This window comes from Halobellus captivus, from assembly GCF_003697845.1.
Taxonomy (GTDB): Archaea; Halobacteriota; Halobacteria; order Halobacteriales; family Haloferacaceae; genus Halorubrum; species Halorubrum glutamatedens.
In genome coordinates this window covers 71,153-93,362 of sequence record NZ_RDQE01000004.1, presented here as the reverse complement: position 1 = coordinate 93,362, position 22,210 = coordinate 71,153, and the positions used below count along the sequence as shown (strand labels likewise).

22 protein-coding genes are annotated in these 22,210 nt (G+C 70.1%); 14 read left to right on the top strand and 8 right to left on the bottom strand.

Annotated features, from left to right (window positions below; translation table 11 throughout):
* Nucleotides 1-64 precede the first annotated feature (64 nt).
* The 6 genes from EAO78_RS05850 (at nucleotide 65) to EAO78_RS05825 (ending at nucleotide 6,658) form a co-directional block, all read left to right on the top strand.
* Nucleotides 65-466, top strand: a complete 402-nt coding sequence (locus EAO78_RS05850; RefSeq protein WP_122104916.1) for a BlaI/MecI/CopY family transcriptional regulator — start codon at nucleotides 65-67, stop codon at nucleotides 464-466.
* Nucleotides 456-2,540, top strand: coding sequence for a TAT-dependent nitrous-oxide reductase (gene nosZ / locus EAO78_RS05845; RefSeq protein ID WP_122104915.1), 2,085 nt, complete (start codon nucleotides 456-458; stop codon nucleotides 2,538-2,540). Before EAO78_RS05850 ends, nosZ begins: the two co-directional genes overlap by 11 nt.
* 70 nt (nucleotides 2,541-2,610) lie before the next feature.
* Entirely contained in the window at nucleotides 2,611-3,387 is a 777-nt protein-coding gene (locus EAO78_RS05840; protein WP_238987635.1) for a hypothetical protein, read from the top strand.
* A 4-nt stretch (nucleotides 3,388-3,391) separates the two neighbouring features.
* On the top strand, nucleotides 3,392-4,942 hold the full coding sequence (gene nosD / locus EAO78_RS05835) for a nitrous oxide reductase family maturation protein NosD (protein ID WP_122104914.1): 1,551 nt from the start codon (nucleotides 3,392-3,394) through the stop codon (nucleotides 4,940-4,942).
* 2 nt (nucleotides 4,943-4,944) lie between these two features.
* Nucleotides 4,945-5,682, top strand: a complete 738-nt coding sequence (locus tag EAO78_RS05830) for an ABC transporter ATP-binding protein (RefSeq protein ID WP_122104913.1) — start codon at nucleotides 4,945-4,947, stop codon at nucleotides 5,680-5,682.
* Complete coding sequence (locus EAO78_RS05825) at nucleotides 5,675-6,658, top strand: ABC transporter permease (protein ID WP_122104912.1); 984 nt, start codon at nucleotides 5,675-5,677, stop codon at nucleotides 6,656-6,658. Before EAO78_RS05830 ends, EAO78_RS05825 begins: the two co-directional genes overlap by 8 nt.
* Nucleotides 6,659-6,687: 29 nt before the next feature.
* Here EAO78_RS05825 and EAO78_RS05820 read toward each other — a convergent pair whose 3' ends face one another.
* The 3 genes from EAO78_RS05820 to EAO78_RS05810 form a co-directional block, all read right to left on the bottom strand.
* Nucleotides 6,688-7,425, bottom strand: a complete 738-nt coding sequence (locus EAO78_RS05820) for a GIDE domain-containing protein (protein ID WP_122104911.1) — start codon at nucleotides 7,423-7,425, stop codon at nucleotides 6,688-6,690.
* Nucleotides 7,426-7,507: 82 nt separating this feature from the next.
* Nucleotides 7,508-8,650 (bottom strand): pyridoxal phosphate-dependent aminotransferase, encoded by a 1,143-nt coding sequence (locus EAO78_RS05815; RefSeq protein WP_122104910.1) that lies wholly within the window; start codon nucleotides 8,648-8,650, stop codon nucleotides 7,508-7,510.
* Nucleotides 8,647-9,135, bottom strand: coding sequence for an Lrp/AsnC family transcriptional regulator (locus tag EAO78_RS05810; RefSeq protein WP_122104909.1), 489 nt, complete (start codon nucleotides 9,133-9,135; stop codon nucleotides 8,647-8,649). Before EAO78_RS05810 ends, EAO78_RS05815 begins: the two co-directional genes overlap by 4 nt.
* 199 nt (nucleotides 9,136-9,334) lie before the next feature.
* On the opposite strand from EAO78_RS05810, the gene EAO78_RS05805 reads away from it, so the two are divergent.
* From EAO78_RS05805 to EAO78_RS05790, 4 genes are all read left to right on the top strand, one after another.
* The gene (locus EAO78_RS05805; protein ID WP_122104908.1) at nucleotides 9,335-10,129 is read left to right on the top strand and encodes an SDR family oxidoreductase; all 795 of its coding nucleotides are present in this window, start codon (nucleotides 9,335-9,337) and stop codon (nucleotides 10,127-10,129) included.
* Nucleotides 10,130-10,208: 79 nt separating this feature from the next.
* Nucleotides 10,209-11,966, top strand: a complete 1,758-nt coding sequence (locus EAO78_RS05800) for a glycoside hydrolase family 13 protein (RefSeq protein WP_122104907.1) — start codon at nucleotides 10,209-10,211, stop codon at nucleotides 11,964-11,966.
* A gap of 235 nt (nucleotides 11,967-12,201) precedes the next feature.
* Nucleotides 12,202-13,485 (top strand): MFS transporter, encoded by a 1,284-nt coding sequence (locus tag EAO78_RS05795; protein ID WP_122104906.1) that lies wholly within the window; start codon nucleotides 12,202-12,204, stop codon nucleotides 13,483-13,485.
* A gap of 127 nt (nucleotides 13,486-13,612) precedes the next feature.
* Nucleotides 13,613-14,821, top strand: coding sequence for an MFS transporter (locus EAO78_RS05790; RefSeq protein ID WP_203227836.1), 1,209 nt, complete (start codon nucleotides 13,613-13,615; stop codon nucleotides 14,819-14,821).
* 13 nt (nucleotides 14,822-14,834) lie between these two features.
* Here EAO78_RS05790 and EAO78_RS05785 read toward each other — a convergent pair whose 3' ends face one another.
* Nucleotides 14,835-15,617 (bottom strand): class I SAM-dependent methyltransferase, encoded by a 783-nt coding sequence (locus EAO78_RS05785; RefSeq protein WP_122104905.1) that lies wholly within the window; start codon nucleotides 15,615-15,617, stop codon nucleotides 14,835-14,837.
* 227 nt (nucleotides 15,618-15,844) lie between these two features.
* On the opposite strand from EAO78_RS05785, the gene EAO78_RS05780 reads away from it, so the two are divergent.
* The 3 genes from EAO78_RS05780 to EAO78_RS05770 all read left to right on the top strand — a co-directional run bounded on the left by EAO78_RS05780 (nucleotide 15,845) and on the right by EAO78_RS05770 (nucleotide 16,919).
* On the top strand, nucleotides 15,845-16,279 hold the full coding sequence (locus tag EAO78_RS05780; RefSeq protein ID WP_122104904.1) for a metal-dependent transcriptional regulator: 435 nt from the start codon (nucleotides 15,845-15,847) through the stop codon (nucleotides 16,277-16,279).
* A gap of 89 nt (nucleotides 16,280-16,368) precedes the next feature.
* Nucleotides 16,369-16,548 (top strand): hypothetical protein, encoded by a 180-nt coding sequence (locus tag EAO78_RS05775; protein WP_122104903.1) that lies wholly within the window; start codon nucleotides 16,369-16,371, stop codon nucleotides 16,546-16,548.
* Nucleotides 16,545-16,919, top strand: a complete 375-nt coding sequence (locus EAO78_RS05770) for an amphi-Trp domain-containing protein (RefSeq protein WP_122104902.1) — start codon at nucleotides 16,545-16,547, stop codon at nucleotides 16,917-16,919. Before EAO78_RS05775 ends, EAO78_RS05770 begins: the two co-directional genes overlap by 4 nt.
* A gap of 35 nt (nucleotides 16,920-16,954) precedes the next feature.
* On the opposite strand, the gene dpsA is transcribed toward EAO78_RS05770, so the two are convergent.
* The 3 genes from dpsA to gcvT form a co-directional block, all read right to left on the bottom strand.
* Entirely contained in the window at nucleotides 16,955-17,500 is a 546-nt protein-coding gene (gene dpsA, locus EAO78_RS05765) for a DNA starvation/stationary phase protection protein DpsA (RefSeq protein WP_122105095.1), read from the bottom strand.
* 261 nt (nucleotides 17,501-17,761) lie between these two features.
* Nucleotides 17,762-19,483 carry a tRNA uridine(34) 5-carboxymethylaminomethyl modification radical SAM/GNAT enzyme Elp3 gene (locus tag EAO78_RS05760; RefSeq protein ID WP_122104901.1) on the bottom strand — a complete coding sequence of 574 codons (1,722 nt, stop codon included), beginning with the start codon at nucleotides 19,481-19,483 and terminating at the stop codon, nucleotides 17,762-17,764.
* 97 nt (nucleotides 19,484-19,580) lie between these two features.
* Nucleotides 19,581-20,756 carry a glycine cleavage system aminomethyltransferase GcvT gene (gene gcvT / locus EAO78_RS05755; protein ID WP_122104900.1) on the bottom strand — a complete coding sequence of 392 codons (1,176 nt, stop codon included), beginning with the start codon at nucleotides 20,754-20,756 and terminating at the stop codon, nucleotides 19,581-19,583.
* Between the two features lie 90 nt (nucleotides 20,757-20,846).
* Between gcvT and EAO78_RS05750 the strand changes: the two genes are divergently transcribed.
* Nucleotides 20,847-21,530 (top strand): S26 family signal peptidase, encoded by a 684-nt coding sequence (locus EAO78_RS05750; protein WP_122104899.1) that lies wholly within the window; start codon nucleotides 20,847-20,849, stop codon nucleotides 21,528-21,530.
* Between the two features lie 77 nt (nucleotides 21,531-21,607).
* Here the strand turns inward: EAO78_RS05750 and EAO78_RS05745 are convergent, their stop codons facing one another.
* Nucleotides 21,608-22,183, bottom strand: a complete 576-nt coding sequence (locus EAO78_RS05745) for an NYN domain-containing protein (protein WP_122104898.1) — start codon at nucleotides 22,181-22,183, stop codon at nucleotides 21,608-21,610.
* Nucleotides 22,184-22,210: the final 27 nt, after the last annotated feature.

Here is a 22,210-nt window from a genome sequence, read left to right as displayed (position 1 = left end):
TGGGGGAGATTCGACCGTAGTGATCACTAGCGGGGTCGAACGACGCCGTTCGGCTCCGGCAACCATGACCCAGTGGACACAGCTCGGACCGCGGGAACGCGAGGTCCTCTCGGTCCTGCGGCGCGCCGACGCGCCCCTCACGGCCCGCGACCTGCTCGACGCGGTGCGGAGCCGCGGCGACGAGGTCGCGTACACGACCGTCAAGCGGACGGTCGATCGCCTGGTAGAGAAGGGGCTCGTCGAGCGCGACGCCGAGACGCACCGCGGGAGGACGCGCCACCGGTACCGCTTCGACGTCGAGGCGGCTCGCGACCGGCTCGTCCCGGCGTTCGCCGAGGAGTTACGGGCCGTCCTCGGCGAGCCGGCGGCGGAGCGACTCGCCCGCGCGGTCCGAACGGAACGCGGCGGCGGCGACGGCGGAGACGCCGACGCCCCCGACGCCCGACCACGACACGATGACTACTGATCCGAATCCGACCGACGACCGGGAGGCACGGGCCGACGAACACCGCGACGACGCGGCGGGGACCGCCTCCGCAACCGAGGAGGGACCCGCCGACGACGAGGCGGTCGACGACGGCCCCGAGATCGTCGACGGCCGCACCGTCGAGCACCTGATCACCGACCACGAGCGCGACATCGCCGCGACCGCGGAGGGGACCGACGCCGCCGCCGCCCGCCGCCCCAGTCTCGACCTTCCGCGGCTGGAGCTCGGCCGCCGCGACTTCATGAAGGCCGGGGCCGCGGTGGGCGCGATGACCGGTCTCGCGGGCTGTACGAGCGTCCTCTCGGACGAGGGGAACGGCGGGGACGGCTCGTCCGGCGCCAGCGGCGAGCACAGCGTCCCGCCGGGCGAACACGACGAGTACTACGGCTTCCTCAGCGGCGGTCACACCGGCGAGATCCGCGTCGTCGGGCTCCCGTCGATGCGCGAACTCATGCGGATCCCCGTGTTCCAGGCCGAGAGCGCGCGGGGGTTCGGCCACGACGCGAGGACGACCGAGCTGCTCGAGGAGGAGGGCGGCGGCTACACGTGGGGCGACACCCACCACCCCCGCGTCTCTCAGACCGACAACGACTACGACGGCCGCTGGCTGTTCGTCAACGACAAGGCGAACGGGCGGATGGCCCGCGTCGACCTGGAGTACTTCGAGACGGACGCGATCACGAACGTCCCGAACTCGCAGGCCGTCCACGGGGCGTGTATGCAGCTGCCGGACACCCAGCTCGTCTTCGGCGTCGGGGAGTTCCGCGTGCCGATGCCGAACGACGGCCGCGACGTCGACGACCCCGACGCCTACGGCTCCGTCCTCACCGCCATCGACCCCGAGACGATGGACGTCGAGTGGCAGGTCGAGGTCGACGGCAACATGGACAACGGCGACGGCGGCAAGGAGGGCCGCTGGTTCTTCGCGACCGGCTACAACAGCGAGGAGGGCGTCACCCAGGGGGAGATGACCCGCGCGGACCGCGACTACGTGAAGGCGTTCGACATCCCCGCGATCTGGGACGCCGTCGAGGCCGGCGAGTACGAGGAGATAAGCGGCGTGCCGGTCGTCGACGGCACCATGGACAGCTCGCTCAACGAGGGCGACCGTCCGATCGTCCGGTACGTCCCGACGCCGAAGAGCCCGCACGGGGTCAGCGTGACGCCGGACGGGAGCTACGCGATCGCCTCCGGCAAGCTCGACCCGACCTGTACGGTCATCGGCGTCGAGGAGATCGCGGAGGTCGACGACCCGGCGGACGCGATCCTCGGCCAGCCCCGCGTCGGGATGGGACCGCTCCACACCGCCTACGACGACCGCGGCCACGCGTACACGACGCTGTTCATCGACTCGCAGGTCGTCAAGTGGGACTACGAGGCGGCCGTCGAGGCCGAGGCCGGCTCCGAGGAGCCGATAGTCGAGAAACACGACGTCCACTACAACCCCGGCCACCTCATCGCGAGCGAGTCGTACACGGCGTCGCCGCAGGGCGACTACCTCGTCTCGCTGAACAAGCTGTCGAAGGACCGGTTCCTCCCGGTCGGGCCGATCCACCCCGAGAACGACCAGCTGTTCCACATCGGCGACGACGACGCCGGGATGGAACTGGTCAAGGACAAGCCCTCGTACCCCGAGCCGCACGACGCCAGCATCGTCCACAAGGACAAGATCGAGCCCGCGAAGACGTGGGGCCCCGACGACTACGACCTCGACTTCGTTCCCGAGGGGGAGGAGTCCTTCGAGCGGATCGACGAGAGCACCGTCGAGATCGAGATGTGGGCGCGCCGCAACGAGTACGCGTTCCCCGAGGTCACCGTCCGCGAGGGCGACGAGGTGACGATCCGGATCTCCAACGTCGAGACCACGAGCGACGTGATCCACTCGCTGGCGATCCCGGAGTACGACGTCAACCTCGCGTTGGCGCCCCAGGACACCCGCGAGGTGACGTTCACGGCGGACGAACCCGGCGTGTACTGGGCGTACTGCGCGTACTTCTGTAGCGCGCTCCACCTCGAGATGCGCTCGCGGATCCTCGTGGAACCGCGGGACTGAGGCACCGAGCGACGAACCGCCGGGCCGCTGAACGCGGCCGATCCCACCCTACCACCCCGGAACACACGCCATGACACCCCCACTCGACCGACTGAGAGAGCTCAGACGGGCCCTGCCCGTGACGGCGGCGGCCATGTTCGTCGTCGCGCTCGCGGTGCCCGTCTGGCGGATCGCCTTCGAAGCGCCCCAGTACCCGGAGGGCCTGCTGGTCACGATGTACGCGTACCCGCGGCTCGGCGGCGACTACGCCGAGGTCCAGGCGCTCAACCACTACGTCGGGTTCTACTACCCCGATCCGGTGTTCGTCGAGCCGAACTACGCGGTCCACCCCGAGGCGATCGCCGCGCCGGAGTGGATCCTGGGGCCGGTGGTGTTCCTCGCGGTGGCGGCCGCGGGGGTGTTCGTCGCGGTCGCGCCGACCGAGCGGAAGCTCCGGCTCGGATTGTTCGGACAGCTGATCGGGGCCACGGTCGCCTTCGTCGGCACGTTCGCGATCGTCCAGTACCGGCTCCACCAGGCCGGCCACGCGCTCGGAGAGGACGCGCCGGTCGTCGGCGTCGCCGAGTTCACGCCGCCGCTCCTGGGGGGCTACCAGATCGCCAACATCAGCGGCGTCGCGTGGTTCGGTCCCGGCGGCTACCTGGCGGGATTCGGGTTCCTCCTGCTCGTGGTCGCGTTCCTGTTGCGCGACTCGAAAGTCACGATCGGCGAGGCGTTCGGGGCGATCCGCGAACGGATATCGGGGGACGCCCCCGACGTCGACGACGGGGACGACCCCGCTCGCGATCGACCAGCGGAGGACGACGAACCGACCCCGACCGCCGATCGGTCCGGAACGGAGGTGTGAGTCCATGTCCCGCCTTCCCCCGCTCGGTCGGCTCGTCCCGGCCCGTGCGGTGTTGCTCGCGGCCGCGGTCGTCTCCGCGCTCGTCATCGGCGGCGTGGTCGCGACCGCGACCGTCGGCGGGGGGACGACCGACGGCGGATCGGCGGGCGCGACGGACGCACTGGGCGCGGCGGACGCGCCGAACGCGGCGGACGATCCCGCCGTCGAGAACCCGACGTATGACCCCGACCCGCCGACGGAGCCGGGGGCCGCGACGGTCGTGAGCGACGGGTCCGCGGGCGACGGCTCGGGCGAGGCGGTCGGAACCTACGACGACCTGGCTGCCGCCGTCGACGCCACGGAGCCGGGCGACGTCGTCGAGGTCGCGGGCGTCTTCGAGCCCGAGGAGACCGTCGTCGTCGACACGCGGGACGTGACCCTCCGCGGCGCGGGGCCTGACGTCGCGATGGTCGACGGCGGCGGCGAGGACACCGTGATCGCGGTCCGCGCGGAGAACGTCACCGTCGAGGGGATCCGGCTCCACGACTCCGGCGGGGACCTCGAGTCGGAGGACGCGGGCGTCTTCCTGGCGGAGCGCGCCGACGGAGCGACGCTGGCGGACCTGTACCTCTCCGACGTCGCGTTCGGCGTCTGGGTGAACGGTGCGGACGAGGTGACCGTCCGCGACTCGCGGATCGAGGGCACCGCGGACGCGCGGTTCGTCGATCGCGGCAACGGGATCAACCTCTGGGAGACGACCGGCAGCGAGATCCGGAACAACGAGATCACGGGCGTCCGCGACGGGATCTACTTCTCGTGGGCCTCGGAGGTCGAGACGACCGGGAACACCCTGTGGGACCTGCGGTACGGCGTCCACTACATGTACTCCGACGACAACCGCCTCGCGGACAACGTCGCCGCCGACAACGACGTGGGCTACGCGCTCATGGTGAGCGAGGGCGTCGAGGCCGTGAACAACACCGCAGTCGCGAACCGCGGGAAGAGCGGCCACGGGATCCTGCTCAAGGAGATAGAGGACAGCGTCGTCCGCGGGAACGACCTCGTCGCCAACGGGAACGGCGTCTTCCTCTACAACGCCCAGAACAACGAGCTGCGGGACAACCTCGTGTACGCGAACGGGGTCGGCGTCCACCACAGCGCCGACACCCAGGGGACCGCGGTCGTCGGCAACGACTTCGTCGGCAACGACGAGCAGGTCCTGACGACGACCCGAGAGCTGCTGGCGTGGAACGAAACGGACGGCGGGAACTACTGGTCGGACGCCCGCGTGGCCGACAGCGACGGCGACGGCGTCGGCGACGCCAGACACCGGCCGGCGGGCGCGGCGGAGCGGCTCGTCCAGGAGCACCCGACCGCCGCCGTCTTCGCGAACGGCCCCGCCTTCGACGCGATCCGGCTGGTCGAGAGCCGGTTCCCGGTCGTCGAGACCGCGGGGATCGTCGACCACCGGCCGCTCGCGTCCCCCTCCCACGACGTCGAGCCGTATCGCCCGTACGCCGCGGCCGTCGACCCGACCGTGGAGTACGACGACGACCCCGGAGACGAACACCACTGACCATGCGAATCGACATCCACGACGTCCATAGACGGTACGGCGACCTCGAGGCCCTCGCCGGGGTCGACTTCACGGTCGAGCCCGGCGACGCGTACGGCCTCGTCGGCACCAACGGCGCGGGAAAGTCCACCCTGTTCCGGCTGGTCGCCGGCCACGAGCGGCCCGACGCGGGCCGCGTCGTCGTCGGCGGCCGCGACGCCGCGGCGGCGGGCTGGCGGGTCCGCGAGGAGATCGGCTTCCTCCCGGAGCGACCCGGCTTCCCGCCCGGCGAGACGGGCCGGGAGACGCTCGCGTTCCACGCCGACGTCCGCGGGGTCGGGTCCGGACCCGCGGACGTGGTCGAGCGCATCGAGGGCGCGGCCGCGACCGTCGGGCTCGCCGACGCGATCGACCGCCCGATCGGGGGATACTCGAAGGGAATGCGCCGCCGGCTCGGACTGGCTGCCGCCCTGTTGGCGAACCCGTCGGTGCTCCTCCTCGACGAGCCGACCGCGGGGCTCGACCCGAACGGCGTGGCCGCGCTCCGGGAGGTCCTGACCCGCGTCCGCGACGGGACGAACGCCACCGTCCTCCTGGCGTCGCACGCGCTCCGGGAGGTCGAACGGGTCTGTGACCGGGTCGGGGTCGTCGACGACGGCCGGCTCCTCGCGGAGGGAACGCCCGACGAGCTCGCCGAGGGCCACGAGGACGGACTCGAGGGGGCGTTCGTCTCGCTCACCCGAGGTGGTCGCGATGCCTGAGCGCCGCGGGGGGGACGCCCGCGACGGGCCGGACGGGGGGATCCCGGACGGCGGGGTCGCCGTCGACGACGCGAAGGCGGGCACGAGCACGGCCGAGTCCGTGGCCGACTCGACGGCGACGGGCGAGACCGCCGCGGACGCATCGGTCCTCGCCCGTCTCCTCGGCGGCCTGCCCCGTCCGGGGGTCGTCCTCCGGCTCGCGCGCCGCGAGGCACGGCTGACGGTCCGGCGCGGCTGGGCACTCGGACTGACGGTCCTGCTCGCGGTCTTCGCCGTCCTGCTGGCGACGTTCAGCGGGTCGAGCGTCGCGCCGAGCGGATACGACCCCGTGGTCGCGAGCTACGTCGAGCTGGCGACGTTCCTCGTGCCGCTCGCGGCGCTGGCGTTCGGCCACGGCGCGATCGTCGGCGCGGCCGAGCGCGGGCGACTGGGCGTGCTCCTGACGCTGCCCGTCTCGCGCGCGGAGACCGCGCTCGGGATCCTCGCCGGGCGCGCGGCCGTCCTCGCGAGCGCCGTCGTCCTCGGGTTCGGCGTCCCGGGACTGCTCCTGTTACGGGAGTTCGGGGCGGCGGGGTGGCCGACGTTCGCGTGGTTCCTGGCCGCGACGGTCGCGGTCGCGGTCGCGCTCCTCGGGGTCGGCGTGGCGATCTCCGCGCTCGCGCCCACCTCGACGTTCGCGCTCGCCGGCGCGCTGCTCGTCTGGGTGTGGACCGCGCTGGTCCACGACCTGCTCGCGCTCGGCGTGCTTTCGGCGTTCGAGGGAGCCGGCGATCTCGTCGCCGCCATGGTCGTCTCGAACCCGGTGGCGACGTATCGCCTGCTCGCGCTCGCGCCCACCGACGCGGCGAGCGCCGGCCTCGCGGCCGCGCTCGAGGGGAGCGGGCTCTCGACCGCGGTCCTCCCCGCGTCGCTGCTCGCGTGGGTCGCGCTCGCCGGCGTGGTCTCCGCGGTCGCGCTCCGTCGAAAGCAGGTCTGAGTCGCCGTCGTCGGGGTCTGAACTCGGGGTCAGACGGTCACGCCGATCGCGGCGGCGATCCCGGGGAACTCCGTGAGGAACGCGTATCCGAACACGCCGATGAGGACCGCGCCGAGCGCGATGCTCCCCGCGGACCGACCGAACATCCGCGCGACGGTCTCCAGTTCGCCCCCGTTCGTGACCCGGAACGTCGGGGTCTCCTCGCCGTCGCCGATGTACGCCCGCGCGTCGCCGAGGTCGGCGTCGGCCTCGACGGCGGGGACCTTCTGTCCGATCACGTGGACGCCGTCACCGGGGTCGATGCGGCTTTCGGTCCTTTTGATGTCCCCCCTTCGGCTGTTGTACTCGGTGTCCAACCCGAGGGTCGCGGCGGCGGGATCGACCGGGATCGAGCCGGTGTCGTCGGAGACCAGAAACGGGATCGAGTCGCCTCCCGAGTCGAGCGTCCGCCACTCCGTCTCGTACTCGCCGTCCTCGTTCTTCTCGCGTTCCTTCCGTTTCTTCGAGTAGCTGTACGCCAGACACTCGGCGTCGTCGTACGGCGACCGGAGGGTTCCGGACAGCGGCTCGGCGGTTCCCTCGACCTCGATCGTCCCGTCGGCGAGACCCGCCTCGCCGACCGGGATCGGATCGCTCGCCCACACCGCGACCGTCCGCCTCAATCCGTTGACTCCCCAGATCACGAGGTAGACGCCGAGAACTCCTCCGACCCCGGCGAGAGCCAATCCGAGCGCTTCCTCGGTTATCGGACCGATCACGGTGGACACGAGCGAACACCTGCTGTCCGATTATCGTGTCAACTATTCAATCTTGTGGGTGAGTACCAATGAGGATCGATGAACGTCGCCGTCAGTCCCGCCCCTCGACGAACGTCGCGATCCGGTCGGTGGCCTCCTTCAACTCGCGCATCGAGGTCGCGTACGACACCCGAAGGTGCCCCTCGCCGCCCGCGCCGAAGACCGATCCGGGCACGACCGCGACGCCCTGTGCCTCCAACAGCTCCTCGGCGAAGGCCTCGTCGTCGCCGCCGCACTCGGGGAACGCGTAGAACGCCCCGCCGGGCTCGAACGTGTCGAGACCCATCCCGTTGAACCGCGAGACGACGAGCCGGCGGCGACGGTTGTACTCGTCGACCATCTCGCGGACCTCGTCGTCGCAGCTCCGGAGCGCCTCTAGGGCGGCTATCTGGGCCGTCGTCGGCGCCGAGAGCATGGTGTACTGGTGGATCCGGTTCATCGCGTCGATGGCGTCCGCCGGTCCGAGCGCGTAGCCGAGCCGGAGTCCCGTCATCGCGTACGCCTTCGAGAAGCCGTTGACGACGACCGTGCGCTCGCGCATCCCCGGCTGGGTCGCGATCGACGCGTGGTCGGCTCCGTAGGTGAGCGCCGAGTATATCTCGTCGGCGACGACCCGGAGGTCGTGCTCGCGGCAGAACGCCGCCACCTCGGCGAGCCCCGCGTCCGTCATGGTCGCGCCGGTCGGGTTGTTCGGGTAACAGAGGACGAGCAGGTCGGCCTCCTCGGCGCCGGCCGCCGCCAGTCGCTCGCGGGTGAGCGCGAAGTCGTCCGCGGCGCGCGTCGGCACCGACAGTGGCTCCCCGCCCGCGAGTTCGACGCCCGGAGCGTAGGAGATGTAGGTCGGCTCGTGGATCGCCACGACGTCGCCGGGGTCGACGAGCGTCCGGAACGCCAGGTCGACCGCCTCGCTCGCGCCCGTCGTCACGAGGACCTCGTCGCCGGGGTCGTACGACTGGTCGTACCCCTCGTGGTGGGTCGCGATCGCCTCCCGGAGCTCCGCCGTTCCGCGGTTGGCGGTGTAGGAGGTCCGACCGCGTTCGAGCCCGTCGATCGCGGCGTTGCGGGCGGCCCACGGCGCGGAGAAGTCGGGCTCGCCGACGCCGAGCGAGATGACGTCGTCGCGCGCCTCCGCCAGTTCGAAGAACTTCCGGATGCCGGACTCGGGAAGGTCGCGAGCGCGGTCGGCCGTCCTCATGGCGAGACGGAGAGCCGGTCGTCGTCGTCGCCGTCGGCGAAGCGGACCCCGCCGTCCTTGTACGTCTCCATGATGTAGTGGGTGACCGTCTGGGTGACCTCCGGCATCGGCGCGACCTGCTCGGAGATGAACCGCGAGACGTCCTGCATCGACCCGCCGAGCACCTCGACGGCGAAGTCGTAGTCGCCCGAGACGAGATGTAACGCGTCGACCGCGGGGAACTTCGCGATCCGGTCGGCGACCTGCTCGTAGCCGGTCTCGCGGTCGAGCTCCACGTTGATCTCGACGATCGCACGGATCTTCCCGACCTCCGTGCGGTCCCAGTCGACGACGGCCTGGTAGCCGTGAACCACGCCGTCCGCCTCCAGCGACGCGATGGCGTCCTCCACCGCGTCCGCGTCGAGGCCCGTCTGGGCCGCGATGTCCTCGATGTCCTCGCGAGCGTTCCGCGCCAACACGTCGAGTACCTCGCGCTCGGCGTCCATACCGACACGTCGCGGGGTGACGGTTTGAATATGGCGACCCGCGCAAGCCTCCCCGGGAGGGGTCTCGAAGGAACTCGAAGCCACCGAACGGAATCCGAAGCCGACCCGGTACGGACCGAAGGAATCCGAAGCCACCTGACGAGGTCGGTTACCACACCCGACCGTTATGTCCCCGCCGTGCGACGTGTCGTCCGTACCCATGACTGCGGACGACACATCGACGGCGGGAGATTTGACGCCGGACGCTTCGACACCGGACACCGCACTCGACGACGAAGCCGCCCTGATCACGGGCGCGAGCTCCGGGATCGGCGAGGCGACCGCCCACGCCCTCGCGTCCCGCGGCGCGGACCTCGCGTTGCTGGCGCGGCGACGAAAGCGACTCGAGGGGATCGCCGAGGCCGTCGAGGCGGAGTACGGCGTCGAGGCGGTCGTCGTCGACGGCGACGTCCGCGAGCGGGAGACCTCGGCGGCGGCGGTCGAGGCGGCGGTCGACCGGTTCGGCGGACTCGACGTCGTCGTCGCCAACGCCGGAGTGGGCCGCGGCGACGACGTGGAGACGATGACCGACGAGGAGTACTTCACGATGCAGGAGACCAACGTGGACGGGACGTTCTTCCTCACCCGCGAGGCGCTGCCGCACCTGCGGGAGGCCGCGGGGACGCTCGTCGTCGTCGGGAGCTTCGCCGGGAGGTTCCCGCGTTCGTTCAATCCCGTCTACGCCGCGAGCAAGTGGTGGGTTCGGGGGTTCGCCCACAGCGTCGCCGCGCAGGTCGGCGACGACGACGTGGCCGTCTCCGTGGTCAACCCCTCCGAGGTCCGCACCGAGTTCGGCAGCGAGGAGGGCGAGCCCTTCGAGGAGCGATTCGAACCCGGCAGCGTCACCGAGCCCGAGGAGGTCGCGGAGGCGGTCGCGTTCGCGGCGACGCGCCCCGGATCGACGGCCCAGGAGATCGACCTCTTCCGGCGCGACAAGTTCACGGACACGTTCTAGGGTTCCCGGTGGCGGGCCCACGGCTCGGGGTTTCGTCTTCCGCTACCGTTAGGTGACCCCTTCGTGACGTGTACACGAGATGAGCGACACCGAGGAACACGGGACGAGCGACGCCGGAGTGGCCGACCGCGAGTGGTGGAAGGAGGCGGTGATCTATCAGATCTATCCGAAGAGCTTCGACGACAGCGACGGCGACGGCGTCGGCGACCTGCCCGGGATCACGGAGCGCGTCGACTACCTCGACGACCTCGGCGTCGACGGCGTCTGGCTGTGTCCCGTCTACGAGTCGCCGATGGCCGACAACGGGTACGATATCAGCGACTACCGGGCGATAGACCCGCAGTTCGGGACGATGGCCGACTGGGAGGAGCTGCTGGAGGCGCTCCACCGCCACGACGTCCGGCTGATCATGGACCTGGTCGTGAACCACACCTCGAAGGAACACGAGTGGTTTCAGCGGTCGCGCCGGGAGGAGGACGGCTACGAGGAGTTCTACCACTGGGTGGAGGGCGCACCCGACGAGCCGCCGAACAACTGGGAGTCGCTGTTCGGCGGGTCGGCGTGGACGTACGACGACCGGCGGGAGGCGTGGTACCTGAGCATCTTCGACCCCGCACAGCCCGACCTCAACTGGCGGAACCCGGCCGTGCGCGAGGCGATGACGTCGGTCGCGGAGTTCTGGCTCGACCGCGGGGTCGACGGTTTCCGACTCGACGCGGCCAGCCACCTCTCGAAGGCGGACGGCTACCCCGACGGCGACCCCGCGAACGCGGTCACGGGCATCGAGCGGTTCACGCACGGCCCGCGGCTCTCCGCGTACCTCGGCGAGCTGTGTGCGGAAACGATCGCGGATCGCGACGCCGTCACCGCCGCGGAGATGGGGGCCACGTCGCTGGAGCAGGCGACCTCGTACCTCGCCGACGACGCCGTCGGCGTCGACATGATCTTCCAGTTCGACCACCTCGAGCTCGGCGACGCCGCGAGCGGTCGGCTCGACGCCGACGACTGGGGCGAGTGGGACCTCCGCGAGCTGAAGGCCATGATCGATCGGCGACAGGAGCGGCTCGCGGACGTGGGCTGGGACCCGCTCACGCTGTCGAACCACGACCTCCCGCGGGCGGTCTCGCGGTTCGGCGACGAGGCGTACCGGCACGCGTCGGCGACGCTGATCGCGACGTTCCTGTTGACGATGCGGGGAACCCCGTTCGTCTACCAAGGGGCGGAGCTCGGCGCGACCAACGCCGCGTTCGACGACCTCTCCGAGGTCGACGACCCCTGGATCCGCGGGAAGGTCGACGCGCTCCTCGCGGAGGGGGCGATCGACTCGTTCGACGAGGTGCGCGGCGTCGTGAACTACCGGAGCCGCGACCACGGTCGCGTGCCGATGCCGTGGACGGACGGCCCGAACGGCGGGTTCACCGAGGGTGACCCGTGGATCGATCCGAGCTCGCGCGGTGCCGAAGTCGACGTCGCGTCCGCGCGGGCGGACCCCGATTCCGTGTGGGCACACTACCGGGAGCTGATCGACCTCCGACACGAACGCGACGTCCTGATGTACGGCGACTACGAACCCCTCTCGCCGGACGACGGGCGGCTCTTCGCCTACGAGCGGACGCTCGGCGACCGGCGCGTCGTCGTCGCGCTCGCCTGGTCCGACGAGGGCGCGACGTTCGAACCGCCGTGGACCGGCGGAGATACGGGGTCGGCGGCGACGAATCGGGACCCGGAGCTCCTGTACGGGAACTACCCGGACCCGCCGGCCACGCTCGCGACCGGTGCCGACGCCATCGACCTCCGTCCGTACGAGGCGGTCGTCTACGAGCCGATGCCCGAGTAGCTCCCGACGGTCCCTCACGCCTCCGCCGACGCTCACTCTCCCTCGGAACCGATCGGCGCGCCACAGCCCGGACAGACGTCGTCGGCACGCGAGACCGGGAGGTCACACTCCGGACAGAACCGACGGTCACAGGCGGGATCTCCCATGTCCGACCCGAGGCGGTCCAGCGGCAAAAACCCCGGCGCGTTCCGCCGCGAACCGTAACCCCTTTTGAACCCGTGATCGGCGTAGAGGTGTGAGCAACGCCGACCACCGGTCGCAGTTCTGGGCGCTGTACCTCACGCGGTTCGCGGAGGGGTTCGGCTTCATCACGCTGTTGACGCTCCTGCCGACGTACATCAACACGCTCGACCCGCAGGCGACGACCGTGCTCGGAGTGACGGTCTCGGCCGGGTTCATCATCGGGATGTACACGACCGGCTTCACCCTGGCGCAGACCGTCGCCGTGGTGCCGCTCGCGTGGGCCGGCGACCGCTTCGACAAGCGGCGCGTCCTCCTCGTCGTCCTCGCGGTCGGCGCGGCGGTGTACGCGCTGTTCCCGATCGTCGACTCCTCGGGATCGTTCGTCCTGATCCGCGCGCTCCAGGGGGTCGCGGTCACGGGTGCGTCGCTGATGTCGCTCTCGATCGTCGGCCAGATCGCCGACGTGGGAACCCGCGCCGACAAGATCGGGAAGGCGAACGCGGCCTCGTTCGCGGCGTCCATCGTCGGATCGCTGTCGGCGGGCGCGATCTACGACGCCGTCGGCTTCGGTCCCATCTTCACCGTGATCACCGTACTCATGGTCCTCGCGTGGGCGGTCGTCTGGGGCGTCCTCGACGCCGATCCCACCCGCGTCGAGGGGTTCCCCTTCACCGACCTCGCGGTCAACCGGAAGATCGTCTCTATCACGGCCTTTCGCGCACAGTACGCCTTCGCCGTGACGATGGTCCGGACGTGGGTCCCGATCTACGCCGGGACCGCGATGGCCTCCGGCGGGCTCGCCGTGGGCGCGACCGCGGTCGCGGTCACCGTCACGATCGAGAAGGCGACGAACATGGTGGGCCAACTCTTCACCGGTCGACTCTCGGACGGGTACGGTCGATCGCTCTTCGTCTTCGCCGGCGGCGGGGCCTACGGGCTGGTCGCGATCTCCATTCCCTTCGCACCGGGGCTCGGGACGACGCTCGGGACCGACGTGACGCTTCCGTTCCTCGGCGAGTTGCCGCCGGCGTACCTCCCGCTCGTCGCGTTCTCGGGACTGCTCGGCGTCGCGGACTCCTTCCGCGAGCCGGCGAGCATGGCGCTCTTCGCGGACGAGGGGACGGACGAGGGCGGCGTCGCGTCCAGTTTCGGCATCCGCGAACTCGTCTGGCGGCCCGGCTCGGTCGCGGGGCCGCTCATCGCCGGCTGGCTGATGGTCGAGGTGAGCATGGCCTCGGTGTTCCACGTCGGCGGCGCGTTCGCGGTCACGGGCGTCCTCGCGTTCCTCGGGATCCTCGTCCACGACCACGGTCGCGACGCGCTGACGACGTGGTGAGGTCGAGACGCGCCGGCGACTGGAGCGCGTTCACCCTTCCCTTCGCGGTCCGACGTGCGATCACGCTCTCCGGCGATCCTTTCAGGGAATGGAAGGTTCAAGCCCCGGAAGCCGGTGGATCGAGTGGATGGCTCGCCTCGTGCGCTACGTCTCCGCTCCGAAACGGACGATCGTGGATCTCCTGGGCGACGGTCGCGGAAGGGCGCTTGCGGCCGTCGCGTTCGGGTGGTTCCTCTCGATCAGTACTCGGATGATCTACCCGGCGCTTCTCCCGTCGATCCGGTCGACCTACGGGCTCACGCTCACGACTGCCGGCCTCCTGTTGACCGTGTTGTGGCTCGCCTACGGGGTCGGACAGCTCCCGGGCGGGATGCTCGCCGACTGGGCGGGCGAGCGACCGGTGTTGGTCGCGAGCTCGCTCCTCGCTGCCGCGATGCTCGCGCTCGTCGTGATCGCCGAGTCGCCGCCGGTGCTCTTCGTCGGAACCGCGCTCTTCGGCCTCGCTACGGCGACGTACGGCGTCTCCCGGTTCACCGTCCTCAAGGACATCTATCCGGACCGGCTCGGCACGGCGACCGGGGTGACGATGGCAGCGGGCGACGTGGGAAACGCGGTGATGCCGCCGGCGGCGGGGTTCCTCGCGGGCTCGGTCGCCTGGCAGTACGGGTTCGGGTTCGTGATACCGTTCTTCGTCGTCGCGGCGGTCGCGTTGTGGCTCACGATCCCGTCCGGCTCCGTCGACACCGTCCCGATCCGCGAGGCGTTCTCGGTCGGCGATCTCGCGCCGCTGTTCCGGCGACCGGTCGTCCGTCACTCGATCGTCCTGCTCGTCCTGTGGGCGACGGTCGTCCAGGCGTTCATCGGCTTCTACCCGACGTACCTGATCGACGTGAAGGGGCTGCCGTCGACGACGGCGACCGTCCTGTTCGGGTTCTTCTTCGCGCTCGGCAGCCTCGTCAAGCCGGTCGCGGGGCGGGCGTACGACCGCGTCGGCGTTCGGTATCCCCTGGCGGTCATGATGGGCGTGACCGCCCTGACGCTCGCCGCGCTCCCGTTCGCGAGCGGACTCCCGTCGTTCGTCATGCTCACGGTGCTCGCGAGCGCCATCCTCGGCTACGAGACCGTCGTCATCTCCAACCTGACCGACCGGCTCCCGGACGGCTCGCGGGGGACGAAGCTCGGCGCGTTGCGCACGGTCTACGTCATGCTCGGGGCGTTGAGCCCGGTGGCCTTCGGCGGGATCGCCGACCGCGGCTACTTCGACGAGGGATTCCTCGGGATCGCGGCGGTGAGCGCCCTCGTCGTGGCGTTCGTCCTCGTGTACGTCGACTACTGACTCCTCGAGACTACTACCGTTTCGAGAGCGCCGCCCGGTAGTGGTAGCCGTCGTCGCCGCGGGCGACGTCGACGACCGTCCACCCGGTTCCGACCGCGGCCTCCCGCAGCCGGTCCGGGCTGAACAGCCGGAGCTGGAGGACGGGATCGCGCTCCCCCTCGTACTCGAAGAACATCACGCGGTGGGCGAGCCCGGGGGTCGGGTCCTCCCGATACCCGATCACCTCGGCCGTGGCCGGATGCTCCGGGTCGTAACAGTCGACGACGGCGGTCCCGTCCGGTCGGGTCACGAACGCGAGGTCGTCGAGGAACGCCGAGAGCCCCCGCATCGACCCGACGAGCCCGAGGTGGGTCCCGTTCAACAGCACGGAGCCGAACCGGTCACGCTCGAAGTCGTCCCGGAGGTCGAACATGTCCCGCTCGCGGGCGTCCGCGACGCCGCGTTCGCGCATCGTCTCCACGAGCGCCGGACTCGGTTCGGTCGCGACAGTCTCGAACCGGTCCTGGAAGTACAGCGCGTGGCGACCCGTGCCGGCTCCGACGTCGAGGAGGGGCCCCTGGAGGTGGGAGACGAGCCAGGCGTTCGTCCCCACGGACGGGTCGAACGGCGTGAAGTAGAACGACTCGATCGGATGCTCCGTCGTCTCCGCTCCGTCCGAGTGGAGGAGGGGTTCGGTCCGTTCGCCGCGGTGATGGTCGCGGATCGCCCGGCCGAAGGCGTCGGGGGCGGAGGACCGATCGACGTCCGAGGCGGGAGACGGGTCGGCGTTCGGATCCGAACCGGCGTCGTCGCTCATGTCCGGTGCCAGGACACGAGCCGGCAAAAATCCCCGTTGAGGGTCGGTACCGCGGTGCGAACGACGATCCGGGCGGTCTCCGGTGACTCGAGAAGGGTTTCGGCGGGCCTAAAAATCGGAACCGTTTTGTGTGTTTAGGTTGGCCTAATCCGTGTGTCGGGGGATCCGATGTCGCTCGAAGTCGACCCATGCTGCCCGATACGAGGCTCACGAGGGAGTGAGCGGCCGTGACGCGGACGGCGCGGTACCTCCTCGCGTTGTACATCGCGGAGCATCGATCGTCGCCGCCGATCCCCTCGGGCCGGATCGCGGAGTTGGTCGACCGCTCCCCGGCCGCGGCGACGGAGATGCTTCAGCGGCTCGAGACGGACGGGCTCGTCGACCTCGAGGCGTACCGCGGCGCGACCCTGACGGACGACGGTCTCGAGCGCGCGGCGGACCTCCACGGGACGTACGTCGCGCTCTCGTGGTTCTTCCGGGACGTCCTCGACCTCGACGCACACGAGCACGAGGCCATGGAGATGGCCGGACTGCTCAGCGCCGAGGTCGCCGACCGGCTCGTTCACCTGCTCGTCGACGGGAACGGCCGGCCCGACGTGGACGCCCGCCTCGACGCGGACGGCCCCCTCGACCTGCCGACCCTCTCGACGTCGCGGGAGTGAAACGACCCTCGGGACGGCAGTCGGCGTCGACGGTTCCCGTTCGTCGTCGACCGGATCCTTTTTGTTTTAGGTATGCCTAAACGGAGTCGATGCAGACAGGAGCTCAGTCCCGCAACGAGCCCCGACCCGGATCCGAGCGTGAACCCGAACCGGACCGAAAGCCCGATCTAACGGTCTGTGAGGGCAGCCCCGGCCGATCGGTGTTCATCGAATCCGGGAACACGGACGGCTGGATCGCCGTCGACGACCCCGTCGAGGTATCCCGATGACCGACCTCGACGACGCTTCCGAAGTCGACGAGTCGACCGCGGTCGACGACCCGTCCGCGGCGGCGTCCGAAGACCCGGACGACCCGTCGCCGGACGCGGAGTCGGCCCCGACGCTCGTCCGTTCGGGTCGAAACTTCGAACGCGAGTACCGGCTCGACGCGAGCGAGGCCGGAACGTTCCTGGTGGAGTTGGGCGAGAAACTCGGAGAGGGTGCCGAGCTCCGGCTCGCGACGGACGAATGGGAGCTGCCCTTCGCGTTCGGGGAACCCGTCGAGCTCGAGATCGACTTCGAGGGAACGGGGGAACCGAAACTGGAGATAGAAGTGGAGCTGCCCGGGCGAACCGACGACACCGCGCCCGACGTTCGGTGAGGTTCGACGCGGCGAGTCGGATCCGAGGGTCGACGTCAGTTCGTCGCGGACTCGACGACCAGGCTGTCGTCCTCGAGGTAGTGTTCGACGTGGTGGGCGTGCTCCTCGATGTCCTCGAGCTGTTCGCGAAGCATCTCGCCGGTGGCGTAGTCGCCGAGCCCCTCCGCGAGTTCGACGTGCTGGCGGTAGCTCTCGATGATGTCGCCCATCATCTCGAGGTCGTTCGCGAGTGAGGTCCGGACGTCGTAGACGTCCTCGTCCTCAGGTTCGACGGTCGCGTGCTCCGCGAGCGTGGTCATGCTGGCATGCGGTACCCCGCCGAGGGCCTGGAGCCGCTCGGCCAGCTCGTCGGCCGCCGCCTCGACGTCCTCGTACACCTCCTGGAGGAAGACGTGGATGTCGAGGAACTCCGCCCCCTCGACGTTCCAGTGGTGCTTGTGGAGCTGATGATAGAGGACGTACGCGTCCGCGAGGTCCGAGTTCAGCGCCTCGATGATCTGTTCGGCCTTCTCGGTCTCGAGCCTGAGTGCGTTCTCCTCGACGGTGCCGGCGCGCTGTCGCGTCTCCTTTTGCGTGCTCATGACGACCGTAGCTACGAGCCGCATCCACTTATATTTTATCAATATACAAACACTTTTCGTACGGCCTAAAACTCGATTTTCGTCGATTTCCAACCGTAGAGATCGGTCACTCGTCCGGAATTGTAACGTTCGATACGTTTCTGCTCCGCTCCCCCAGTGGATCCCGCGCTCGATCGAACACGGCTCTCTTCGAGGGGGGGAGTCCCACGGTTTGTTACGGAGGATCGAGGAGAAGGCCTCGCGTTCGCCGCGAGGAGGACGTCACAGCCGCTTCGAAACGTACGGCCCGTCCTGGTGGTACCCCAGCTCCTTCCGGTAGTACTCGCGCGCGCCGATCCCCGAGATGACGGCCGCCTTCCGGTAGCCGGCCTCGCGGGCGAGTTCCTCGGCGCGTTCGATGAGCTTCCGGCCGTACCCCTGATGCTGCCAGTCCCCGTCGCCGCCGAGGGCGACCTCGCTGCCGTACACGTGGAGCTCGCGGATCAGGGCGGCGTCCTCGAGCTCCCGCCGGACCGCGTCGTCCTCGGTGCCGGGCGCGCCGGGTTGCTCGGGCGCGAAGGAGGGGAACCGCAGACGACAGAACCCGACCAGCAGGTCTCGGACGGGGTCCTCGAAGGCGATGAAGTGTTCCATCCCGCCGCCCGCCCCGTAGGTCGTGACCGAGAGCTCGATGTCGTCCGGATCCGGGTCGGCGTCGTTGTGGCCGACCTCCCGGGCGCGGATGTCGCGCTGGACGATCCCCCTCTCCTCGGCGCGCTGGTCCGCGAGCTGGCGGAGGTTCGACTTCCAGACGCCCCCCTCGATGAAGTCGGCCGGGATGTCGCGTTGCACCCGCTGGAGCCGCGTGTACTTCGGAATGAGGTCCATGACCTCGGCGACGACGTCGGCCGCCTCCTCGTTCGAGAGCGGCTCGTACTCGTCGCGGCGCCAGCGGTCGTACACCCGCGTCCCGCCGACGACGAGGGTCGGGTATATTTTCAGGTAATCCGGCCGCCACTCCGGGTTCTCGAACAGCTGGCGGAAGTCCTCGATACACATCTCCCTCGTCATCCCGGGCTGGCCGGGCATCATGTGGAAACCGACCTTGAACGCGGCGTCCCGCAGACGACGGTTGGCGTTCCGCGACGCCTCGTTGCCGTGCCCGCGGTGCATCTCGCGGTTGATCCGCTCGTAGGTGGTCTGGACGCCGACCTCGACCTTCGTCCCGCCCAGATCGAGCATGCGGTCGATCTGTTCGGGGTCACACCAGTCGGGCTTGGTCTCGAAGGTCGTCCCGATGTTACGGATCTCGTTCGTCTCGTTCTCGGCGATCACGTCCTCGAGGTATTCGAACTCGGTCTCCTCCGGATCGGGCGCGAACGACTCGCCTTCGGCCGGTTCGGGCTCCTTCTCGAGGTCGTAGTCGTTCATCGCCTGAAGCGCCCGCTTCACGAACCACTCCTGGTAGTCGTGTGAGCGCGCCGTCATCGTCCCGCCCATCAGGATGAGTTCCACCTTGTCGACCGGGTGGCCGATCTTGCGGAGCTGCTCGAGCCGTAGGGTGACCTGTCCGTACGGGTCGTAGTCGTTCTGCTCGCCGCGGGCCGCGGCGGGCTCGTGGCCCGTGTACGACTGCGCCGAGGAGAACTCGGAGGCCGGCCCGCCCGGACAGTAGAGGCACTTCCCGTGGGGACACAGCTTCGGCGAGGTCATGATCGCCACGGGCGAGACGCCCGAAGCGGTCCGGACGGGCTTGCGGCGCACCACCTCGATCACGTCGTCGCGCGCCTCGGCCGGGGCGTGGTCGAGTATCTCGGTGTTCTTCGGCACCTTCGGCGAGGAGAACTCCGAGCAGGCGTCGAGCTTCGCGGACTCGAGGTTCTCGCGGTCGACGTCGCCCGCGAGGATCCGGTCGACGAGGTGCTCGCAGGCGTCCGCGAACGCCTCGGACCCTGCGTCGGCGTCGGACCCGGACTCCGCGTCGCTCGGCGCGTCGGTACTCATTACTCCACGTTCGACGGGTTTCGGAGTTAAGCGTGTCGGGGCGTGACGGCGTCGTCGCCTCCCGACTTCGGGTCCGCGACGAGGCCCGCGTTCGGCTCTACCGGTCGAGGAAGGGCGGGGTGACGACCTCCGCACGCTTCTCGTCGCCGCGAACGACGACGCTCACCTCGGTCCCCGGCTCCGCGTACTCCTCGTCGAGGTAGCCCAGGCCGATCGGCTCGCCGAGCGTCGGGCTCATCGTCCCGGAGGTGAGGTGGCCGATCCGAGCCAGGTCGCCGTCGGTGACGGCGTAGCCGCTTCGTGGAACCCCGCGCTCGAGCAGTTTGACGCCGGTGAACTCCTCGGCCGGTCCCCCGTCGGCCCGCTGGGTCGCCAGCGCGTCGCGGCCGACGAACTCGGTGTCGAGGTCGACGACGAACCCGATCCCCGCCTCGTACGGGGTCCGCGGCTCCTCGTCGGGGTCGAAGTCCTGCCCCGACAGCAGGAATCCCATTTCCATCCGGAGAGTGTCGCGCGCGCCGAGCCCACACGGCTGGACGTCGAACGCCGACCAGACCGTCTCGGCGTCCGCCGCGGGGCACATCACCTCGAAGCCGTCCTCGCCGGTGTAGCCGGTACGGGCGACCCAGCTCGCGACGCCGCCGATCGTCGCAAGCGTTGCCTGGAACTTCGACAGTCCAGTGACCGCTTCCGGGGACGCGGCCGCGTCGTCCATCGCGTCGACCGCCTCCGGCCCCTGGATCGCGAACATCGCCCAGTCGGCGGTCGTGTTCGAGACCGCGGCGTCGAGGTCGTTCCCGTCGCGGTAGTCGACCCATCGGTCCATCGCCTCCCCGTCGTGACCGGCGTTCGGGACGAGGAGGTACGCCGGCTCGCCGCTCGTCGCGTCCAGGTCGCCGTCGGTGGCGTCGTCGAGCCCCGACAGCGACTCGGTCGCGCTTCCGGCCTCGACGCCGTCGGGGAGCCGGTAGACGACCGTGTCGTCGAGCATGACCCCTTCCTCGTTGGTGATCGCGGCGTACTGGGAGTCGCCCGGCTCCAGGGCCGTCACGTCGTTCGTCGTCAGTCGGTTCATCAGCGTCGTCGCGTCCGGACCCGACACCTCGATCTCGCCCATGTGGGAGACGTCGAACGCGCCGACCGCCTCGCGAACGGCGGCGTGCTCCTCGCGGATCGAGTCGAACTCGACGGGCATCTGCCACCCGCCGAAGTCGGTGAACGTCGCGCCGCGCGTCTCGTGAACGCCGTGGAGCGGAGGGGTCCGTTCGCTCATACCGGCACCACTCCGGGGCGAACCTAATGTCTTGTCATCGAAGGGGTCCCCGCCGACAACCTCAAGTCCGATCCAGCCCCCCGACGACACGTGATCCGCCGTCCGAGAGAGCGGTTCGGGCCCGCCGCCGTCCTCGTCGTCGCCCTCCTCCTCGTGACGGTCGGCGGCGTGTGGCCCCCGCTCGTCGCCGTCGAGAGCGGGAGCATGGAGCCGTCCGTCGAGCGGGGCGACCTCGTCGTCGTCACCGCGACGGACCGGTTCCCCTGGGACGATATCGCCGGCAGCGACTCCCCGGACCCGCCGACGCGCCTGGGCGGCGCGGGGGACGTCGTCGTCTACACCTCCCCGGTCGACCCGCGCCAGCCGATACTCCATCGGGTCGCGTTCCGCGTGACTGCGGGGGAGGACTGGACGGACCGGGCCGACCCCGATCTGCTCGCGGGCGCCGACTGCGCCGACATCGCGGCCTGTCCGGCTCCCTACGACGGGTACGTGACGTACGGCGACGCCAACGGCGAGTACGACCAGAGCGCCGGGATCGCGCCGATCGTCCACGAGGAGTTCATCCACGCCAAGGCGCTGTTCGCGGTGCCGTATCTCGGTTATCTCCAACTCGGAGTCGACACGGCGGTCGCCCGGTTCGGGGTCGTGCCGGCCGGCGTCGGGATCGTCGCCGCCGTCTCGCTCGTCAGCGGGACCGGCGCGATCCTCGTCGGCCGCGTGCGGGACGGCTGGCGGGCTCGGGCGGACCGCCGGTCCCGAAACGATCGATAGCCGACGCCGAGGAGGCGGAAACGGGGAGTCTTTGAGGAGAACGCGACGGATCAGTGCTCGAAGAGAGGCGCGACGGGTCAGTCCTCGTGGCGGTCGCTTCCGTCGTCAGCGCCACCACGGGTCCCGTTTCCCTCGTCGCCTCCGTCCGTGCCGTTCGACCCGGTGCTTTCCCCACCGTCGACCTCGTCTCGGACGTCCCCGTCGAGCGTCACCGAGTCGCTGGCGGCGTTGCGGAGGGCGTCAGAGCGGCCGAACTCTCCGGGTGCGATCGCCAACGTCCGGATGCCGTACCCGTTTGCCGTCTCGAGCACCGGCTTGAAGTCGGTGTCGCGCGAGGCGATCGCGAGCGTCGCCATCCGCTCCTCCGCGGCGAACCGGGCGGCGTCGACGGCGAGTTTCACGTCCACGTCCCCGCTCGTCACGACGACCTCGAACCCGCGCGCCTCCGCCGCCTGGATCAGCCCGGGCGTGGCGTGTTCGTCCAGGTAGAGCCGCGTCGTCACGAGCCGTCCTTCGGCCTCCGCCGCCTCGCGAACGTCGTCGAGGTCGACGTCGAACTCCGCGCGCAACACGTTCGGGCCGTCGACGAAGAGCGCGACGCCGGCCCGCTCCGAGCCGCCGCGTTCCGCGTCGCCCCGACTGCTGGTCTCCATGCGACGTCCTCGGTGGCCGCCGGAAAA